The sequence below is a fragment of the Spiroplasma sp. ChiS genome (assembly GCF_002968355.1).
Lineage (GTDB): Bacteria > Bacillota_I > Bacilli_A > Mycoplasmatales > Mycoplasmataceae > Spiroplasma > Spiroplasma citri.
In genome coordinates this window covers 1-7,568 of record NZ_PUUH01000287.1, presented here as the reverse complement: position 1 = coordinate 7,568, position 7,568 = coordinate 1, and the positions used below count along the sequence as shown (strand labels likewise).

Here is a 7,568-nt window from a genome sequence, read left to right as displayed (position 1 = left end):
TTAAGTACTTCTTCAGTTTTTAAATTTCAATTTAAATCTTTATTTAATTCTGTAATTTCATTTTTAAGTAATTCATTTTCTTCTTTTAGTTTGTCAAATTTAATTGATTCTGTTATATTCATTATTCATTCTCCTCAATAACAGTTAATTGGTCTAATTGTTGTTTTGTGATTTTAATATCTTTTAAATCAGCACCTTTTAAATTAGTACCTTGTAATTTAACACCTCGTAAATCTAAAAATTCTCTGCTTAAATATTCATTTATTTTATTTTGTTCAACAGTAATATCTGTTAAATCTTTAATTAAATCTTGTAATGTTTTCATTTTATAATTCCTCCTTTCTAATTTTTAATATTAATAATTCATCATTTATTTTTCTTAAAAATTAATTTTTTAATAATTTGATGGTTATTTTTGCATTTTAAAGTCAAAAATCAAATACTATAACTTATTTTTTGTTTATTAATAAATTCTAATTTTGCTAAGCAATGCCGAGCATACTTTTTACAATATCAGCCACCTTTTTTGTTTTTGGTTAATTTTGTAAAGTCCTCATTGATATAACACTGACATTTATTAATTAATACTGTCTTATTTGCTAATTTAATTTTTAACTCTTTTCAACAGAGTTCTTTTAAAGACACTTTCAAAACCTCCTTATAAATAGTAAGATTTCTAAATTTTTTTATTATAACTCTTTTATATTGCCTAAAAGAATTGCCTCCATTATGTCGTAGCGGTACGGCCACCCCTATATTGTTTATCCTCGCTTGCTTGATTTAACGACATTTCAAGTAGGAGAGTTTTATTTAGTTGGTTTTGCTGTTATTTTCTTAAACTAAGTAAGGTTAACGACAATTTTAACCTAATTAAAAAAGATAGAATTTTATATCTATCTTTTTCTTAGTTTTTGGTAAATTTATACCAACCGAATATTTTACGCGGTCATTTTATCATTTGTTAATGTTCCTATTTTATTTGTACATAAAACATCAATTGCTCCTAAATTTTTAAATACTAATTTACTACGGCTGATTTTACGAGCTCCTCGTGCTAAATTACTTGTCACAATCATTGGTAACATTTCAGGTACAATTCCAACAATTGCTTGCGCTGTTCATGTTATTCCTCCTAATCAATCACTTTTTGTTCCTAAGTAAATTAAGTAAATAATTGGTGCCATAATCAACACAAACATAATTAATAAAAATGTTACTCGTTGCACTCCTGTTTGAAAATTAGTTAAAGGTCGTTTTTCTTGTAATGCACTTGAAATTGACGAAAAATATGTTTTAACTCCCGTTTGAATAACCACTGCAATTGCACTCCCTGAAACAACACTTGTACACATTAAGCAAATGTTTTCTAATTCTAATAAATTAACATTATCTGTTGTTGCATGCTTCTCAACTGGCATTGATTCTCCAGTTAATGAAGCATGATTAATAAATAAATCACGACTAACTAAAATACGAACATCAGCAGGAATCATATCCCCACTTAATAAGTAAATCAAATCTCCTGGCACTAAATCACGAACATCAATATCTTCTGATTTTTTAATCAATTCAAACATATTTTCGTAACTAATGTCAGTATATCCCATAACATCTCGAATCACTGTTACTTTATTACTAACAATATTAATTAATTTTTTCGTCACAAAATGTGCTTTTATTGTTTGAATATAAACAACTGTTCCACTTGCAAAAATCATAACTGCTACAATAATTGCTGGTAAAATTGCTGGTAAAATATCAGCAATTCCCCGGTCAGCAATAGGGGTTTAAAAATACTCATAAAAATTATAAATAATAATTGCGATTAGTACTAAATTAAAAGGTCCAAAAAATGATTTAAAAAAGTTTAGAACTCAATTAAATTTAGTAGTATCTACTTTATTGTGTCCATATTCTTTTTGTAAATCTTCGACATCAGTTGCCTTTACCCCAAACTGATTACTTTTAAATTCGTTTAATAATTCAAGTTGGTTAAGTTTTGATCATGCTTTTAATTTTTTATCATTAAAAATTAGCTTTTTTAATAAAGCTTCTTTTGTTCTATCTCTTCCAAACATGATTTGTTTCCTCTCTTACTTTGTTTCATGACACAACAAAATAAGATAAATTAACACAACTAAAAATATTAGCAATTATAAATAACTGCGGTGATTATCTTCTTGATGGTCAGAAACAATATTAAATAATGTATTACTTTTGTAAAAATTAATACCCTTAATAATCCGGCTTAATTGTAACATGAGTCCGGACTGTTTCTGTTGTACAAGCATAGAAATCACCACTCTTTCTTTTATAAAAATAATACCCATATATTTTAGCATAAAAAATAAGGCAAATACACCTTATTTGAAAAAAATTATTTAAAAATTAAATAAAGTAAAAAATTTTTATTAAAAAATTTAAACTTATAATGTATTAACAAAATCAATAATCCCTTTTGAATCATTATTAATATATAATTCTGATGGTAACACAGCAACTTTACTATTGATTGCAATAGCAGCTACTTTTGCTGATAAATACTCAACTTGGGGAGCTAATAAAATAATATTATAATTATTTTCTAATTGCTCTGGTGTTATTACAAAAAATTGCATATCATAATTATTTTTAACAATAACATCATTAATTTTATACTTTTGCTGATAAATACTCAACTTGGCCGAACAAATTAAAGCAATTTTTATCATTTAGACCTCCATTTACTACTTAATAATCTTTTTAAATTATACTGATTATAATTTAAAATGCAATCATAACAATAAAATGTTCCTATAGTAAATTAAGTTAATAATTTTTTAAAATAAAAAATGCTTTAATTATTTAATAAAAGCATTTTTTTTATCTTAATTTTTAAAAATAACTATTTTCCTAAAATTTTAGAATTAATATCTAGAATAAAAATTAGATGTAAATCCGGATTAGTTGTTTCAAACAAAATCATCGTGTCATTATTCGATTTAACTTTAAACTTAATATTATTAATATTAATTCGCATTTCTAGTGCTGATTTTAAATCAGTTATTTCAGCAGCTGTTTTTCATACTCCATCTTTTTCATCTTGATATTCAATTTGAACTACGCCACTAACTAGTTCTATGGAAGTATTATCAATTGCATCACTACTATATCCACTAATTTTCAATATTGAAGGTATAAGTTTTTTAATTTCTCCACTAAGCGGCGGAATTAAAAAATTAAAATCTCAACTAACAAGTTTTACTTTTATTGATAAATCAGTTTTTAAATCATAATTAAATATTTGATTAATAAATGCTTTAATTTTATCAATAGAAAGAATATCAATAAGTCCTTCTGTCCCTGATGTTATTTGAAAAAAACCTGGTGGAATTTTTTCATATTTAATATTAACAGTTGTATTTGAAAATAATCAATCAACTTTTACTACAATTGAAATTGGAGTTCTGCTATCTGACCATTTACCGCTTTTGTTTTTTCATCCTTCTAATAAATTATGTAAAATATGTTCTAAATTAGTACTAAATTGAAGGGTTCTTTTTTTATTTTTAGTACTTGGAATATTTTGATTAACATCTAAAAACCCATCATTATTAATTTCTCGTGGTTCCTCAAATAAATATTGTAATAGTAATAAAATTAAATTTTGTGATTTTTGTTGCTCACGTTTTTCGAGAACAAAATTACGAAAATGAATAATATCTGGTGCTAAACTATTTAAAATATTAAGGTATTTTGCTATAATTTTTATTTCTAGAGTAGTGCCCAGCACAAGATCTTTTTTTATTGTTTCATTTATTTCACTTGAGGCAACATCATGCAATAATTGACTTTGATGAGTTTCTTCTTTATTTTCATTTGATTCATCTGTCTTAACTTCTAATTGATTTGTTGCTTCAGCATTTGTTGTAAATATTTCATCAACAAGTGGTAAATTCATTAATTCATTAACAAATTCCTGTCATTGTTTTCAATTTTGATCATCCGCATTAAATGACGTTGGAATAACTTTTGGCAAACTATCAAAAAGATGAAATGATGTAATTAACGATAAAATATTCCCAATTAATAAGTTAGCACCTTGAAATGAAAGATTTATTTTAGACAAAATCATTGTTATACTTTCATTTAATTTTTGAACTGTATCATTTGCTCATTTTAAATTATTAGTAGCAACATGAATTAAAAAATTTGAATCATTTGTTTTTGGATTAGTTAATTCTTTATCTTTATAATCAGCAACGACAGTTAATTCGCCATAATGGGTAGTCCCATCTTCTGCAATTTCAATAGACGTAAAATTTGTTTGTGTTAGCATTAAATCATCACTAAATTCTTTAAATTTACTTTTTAAAATGCTAAAAGCATCATCACTATTAACAGTTTGGTATTCATTACTATCAACAACAAGAGGTGATAATTCACTAAAACTACTTAATCGTTTAATAATTCGATTTTTTTCATAATCACCACTAGTTCCCCCATTATTATCATCGTCTCCCCCACTCGTTGTATCAATATCACGATGTCTAGCAGGGGTAGGCGCACATCCATTCAAACCAAAAACAGGTGAACTTATTAAAATAACACTACTTAAAATAACTAAAATTTTTTTCATTATTTGTATCTCCTTTTTCATTTTTTAACTTTTAAAATTTTATTTATTTAAAAATAACATTTAGAAAACTATTCTAATTCAAGCACTCTCGTTGATAACCATTTACAATAATTTTTAATTCTTTTTCACTACGTTTATTTACTAACATATGCATTTGTAAAGACTTAATAGCATTATCTAATTCACATACATTAATGAAACTAAAATTTTCCTGAATATTTTGTTTTTTTAAAATTAATGAAAGTTTTTTCAACATAACTGTACTATTGACAGAAAAAGCAAGGGAAATTAAAACAAAAACATTTTGTGAAAATAATACAAGAGAAATATTATTTTCATTTAAAGCATAATGAAATGGTTTAAATGTATTGATATAAGCTAAAATTTTGTTAATTAAGACAATTTTTAAATATTTTGTTCAATATTGTTTAAAAAAATATATTGTTGCAATAAATGAAATAAGACCTAGAACAATAACAATAATCATATTGTCTGAGTCTTTGATCGTAGTTTTATGAATTGCAAATATTGTTATTAAACTAACTTTAAATACAATGGAAAAAAGACAAATAATTGAATCATTATAATAATTAGGAAGCAATTGTTTACCAATTAAGATTCATAAACTAATTAAGCAAACTGTTAAAGTAAGGAGATTACGAAGAACCAATAAATTCGTTGTATCCATTAGTAAAAAATAAAAACTAATTTGAATTCCAACTAAGAAAATAATTGTTAAACTTTGTTTTATTTTTTTCTTCAAAACAGTAAGATTTGTAAGATATGAAGCAAAATAAACAACAGCAAAAAAGACTAATATTTTAGCAATAAATAATATTAATGGTGAATCAATATAATTAATTTCAAAAAATAGCCTATTCACTTTTTACACCTTACCTTTTAAGAAATGTTTTACCTTATTTGGAAATATTATATAGATTTATTGTTAAAAATGCAAAAATGTTTTTTAAAAATAAATGTTATAATTAAAGTGAGTTTGATAATATTAATAATTAAAAATTATTAATATTATCAAAAAATAGTATAGTAGGAGGTAAAAACAGCGATGTTGCCAGAAAAAATTGATCTTTTTATCGATGAGCATGTTGATAAACCCTTATCAGAATATATTAAAGAAAATCCAAGATTTATTTTAGAATTTGTTAATAACTTATCATGAGAAGAAAAATTTGAATTAATTAATGATTTTGTTACAGAAAATGATGAAATTAACCACGCAGTTAATACTTTAAATAAATATCTTTCTTTATTTATTGAAGAAGAAATTAAAGAACGCCTTATTCAAAATATTTCAGAAGAAGAATATTTACGTCATAAAGCAATTGTTGAAATTTATGAAAAAGCTAAAAATGGAGGAGAATTAAATAAAAAATATTCTTCTAATGGCATTGTGTAATCGAAGTGCAACAAATCAACTTTGAAAAGAGTTGATTTTTTATTGAAAAGAAACATTATTTTATTTTGCAGTCGCTAGTGAAAAAGTATGGAAAAAATATTGTTATTAATACTGTAAATAAAATAGTAATTAATAATGTAAAAGAAAATGAATAAATTATCTGCGTAATTTATTAGCGGTAATTTATTCAATATTGTTTATTTTGAACGTAGCGAACACGCAGAGTGTGACGCGATATTTAAAAATTTTGAAAGGAGATATATTATGCCAACTTGATTAACGACAATATTTAGTGTTGTTATTTTACGAGAAATTAAGAGATTTAAAACTATTAAAGAATATAGTGCTTATAAGTCAGATGAAATGTATTATGAGAAAAGAAAAAAGAATAATAAAAGATGTAAATTTACTGAAGAACAGATTAATTTTATGAAAATTAGACTTAATAAATATCGTGATGCTCCGAGAGAATTTATTTATCGTTATTTTTTAAAATTTGGTGTTAAATTTCCGGTTTGTGTTAAAACATTGTATAAATGAATTCGTTTAGGTTTTTATGGTTTTTTAAAACAGAATTTGCGACATCGTGGTAAAAAATATAAAACAAAAGGAAAATCTGATAATCGTGGTAAATTAAATGATTTTAAGTCAATTTAAGATATTGAAAATAAAGTTTCTAATGTTGGTTGATTAGAAATGGATACTGTTGTTGGAAAAAACCATTAATCTAGTTGTTTAGTTTTAGTAGAACAATCAAGTAAAAAATATTTTGCAATAAAATTAGAAAATCATACTGCTAATGAAGTTTTTGAAAAGTTTAAAGATATTGTTATAAAAAATAATTTAATTGGAAAAATTAAAGGAATAATAACAGATAGAGGGAAAGAATTTAGCAAATGACGAGAAATGGAAATATTTGCTGAGACACAAGTTTATTTTTGTGATCCTGGTTCACCACAACAAAAACCTTTAATTGAATATATGAATAGTGAATTAAGATATTGATTTCCTAAGGGAACTGATTTTAATAATGTTAGTCAGAAAAGAATAAATTGAGTAGTTAATGTTATAAATGATAAACTCCGACTGTGTTTAAATTGAATAAGTGCTAAAAAATGTTTTTGCAGAATATATAAACAATAAATATTTAAAAATGTATATTAAATTATAAAATATGTTATTAAAATAATAAATTATTTTTTAGTGTGTTTAAATATGGATAAAATAAAAATTAAAATATTTTTAATTTTTTTAATTAATTACTTTTTATTAAAGAGAATTTAAAATTGTATTTTTAGAATATTTTTTTGCAATAATCTGTCCATTTTTATCTAAATAAATAGTAATTGTAACTTCAGTATTGTTAATTTTTTCTAATTGACTAGTTGTTAAACCATTATATGAGAGAATTTAAAATTGTATTTTTAGAATATTTTTTTGCAATAATCTGTCCATTTTTATCTAAATAAATAGTAATTGTAACTTCAGTATTGTTAATTTTTTCTAATTGACTAGTTGTTAAACCATTATATG

At 23.8% G+C, this 7,568-nt stretch carries 9 protein-coding genes and 1 pseudogene; 3 read left to right on the top strand and 7 right to left on the bottom strand.

The window, feature by feature from the left end:
• Positions 1 to 121: 121 nt before the first annotated feature.
• The 7 genes from C6B38_RS07395 to C6B38_RS07360 all read right to left on the bottom strand — a co-directional run bounded on the left by C6B38_RS07395 (position 122) and on the right by C6B38_RS07360 (position 5,501).
• On the bottom strand, positions 122 to 325 hold the full coding sequence (locus tag C6B38_RS07395) for a hypothetical protein (protein WP_105299152.1): 204 nt from the start codon (positions 323 to 325) through the stop codon (positions 122 to 124).
• A 17-nt stretch (positions 326 to 342) separates the two neighbouring features.
• The gene (locus tag C6B38_RS07390) at positions 343 to 645 is read right to left on the bottom strand and encodes a hypothetical protein (protein WP_105299151.1); all 303 of its coding nucleotides are present in this window, start codon (positions 643 to 645) and stop codon (positions 343 to 345) included.
• A 293-nt stretch (positions 646 to 938) separates the two neighbouring features.
• Positions 939 to 1,718: an HAD-IC family P-type ATPase gene (locus tag C6B38_RS07385; RefSeq protein WP_233485658.1), complete on the bottom strand. Its 780-nt coding sequence runs from the start codon at positions 1,716 to 1,718 to the stop codon at positions 939 to 941.
• Between the two features lie 69 nt (positions 1,719 to 1,787).
• Entirely contained in the window at positions 1,788 to 2,078 is a 291-nt protein-coding gene (locus C6B38_RS11495; RefSeq protein WP_233485657.1) for a cation-transporting P-type ATPase, read from the bottom strand.
• Positions 2,079 to 2,426: 348 nt separating this feature from the next.
• Positions 2,427 to 2,711: a pts system IIb component protein gene (locus C6B38_RS07375; protein ID WP_105299149.1), complete on the bottom strand. Its 285-nt coding sequence runs from the start codon at positions 2,709 to 2,711 to the stop codon at positions 2,427 to 2,429.
• Positions 2,712 to 2,884: 173 nt separating this feature from the next.
• The gene (locus C6B38_RS11490; protein ID WP_233485656.1) at positions 2,885 to 4,618 is read right to left on the bottom strand and encodes a hypothetical protein; all 1,734 of its coding nucleotides are present in this window, start codon (positions 4,616 to 4,618) and stop codon (positions 2,885 to 2,887) included.
• A 73-nt stretch (positions 4,619 to 4,691) separates the two neighbouring features.
• Entirely contained in the window at positions 4,692 to 5,501 is an 810-nt protein-coding gene (locus tag C6B38_RS07360; protein WP_105299148.1) for a hypothetical protein, read from the bottom strand.
• A 183-nt stretch (positions 5,502 to 5,684) separates the two neighbouring features.
• On the opposite strand from C6B38_RS07360, the gene C6B38_RS07355 reads away from it, so the two are divergent.
• From C6B38_RS07355 to C6B38_RS07350, 3 genes and pseudogenes are all read left to right on the top strand, one after another.
• Positions 5,685 to 6,035, top strand: coding sequence for a hypothetical protein (locus C6B38_RS07355; RefSeq protein WP_105299147.1), 351 nt, complete (start codon positions 5,685 to 5,687; stop codon positions 6,033 to 6,035).
• 5 nt (positions 6,036 to 6,040) lie between these two features.
• On the top strand, positions 6,041 to 6,190 hold the full coding sequence (locus tag C6B38_RS10360; RefSeq protein ID WP_162475934.1) for a hypothetical protein: 150 nt from the start codon (positions 6,041 to 6,043) through the stop codon (positions 6,188 to 6,190).
• 145 nt (positions 6,191 to 6,335) lie between these two features.
• A pseudogene (locus C6B38_RS07350) lies at positions 6,336 to 7,171 on the top strand (IS30 family transposase); the annotation flags it as partial.
• Positions 7,172 to 7,568: the final 397 nt, after the last annotated feature.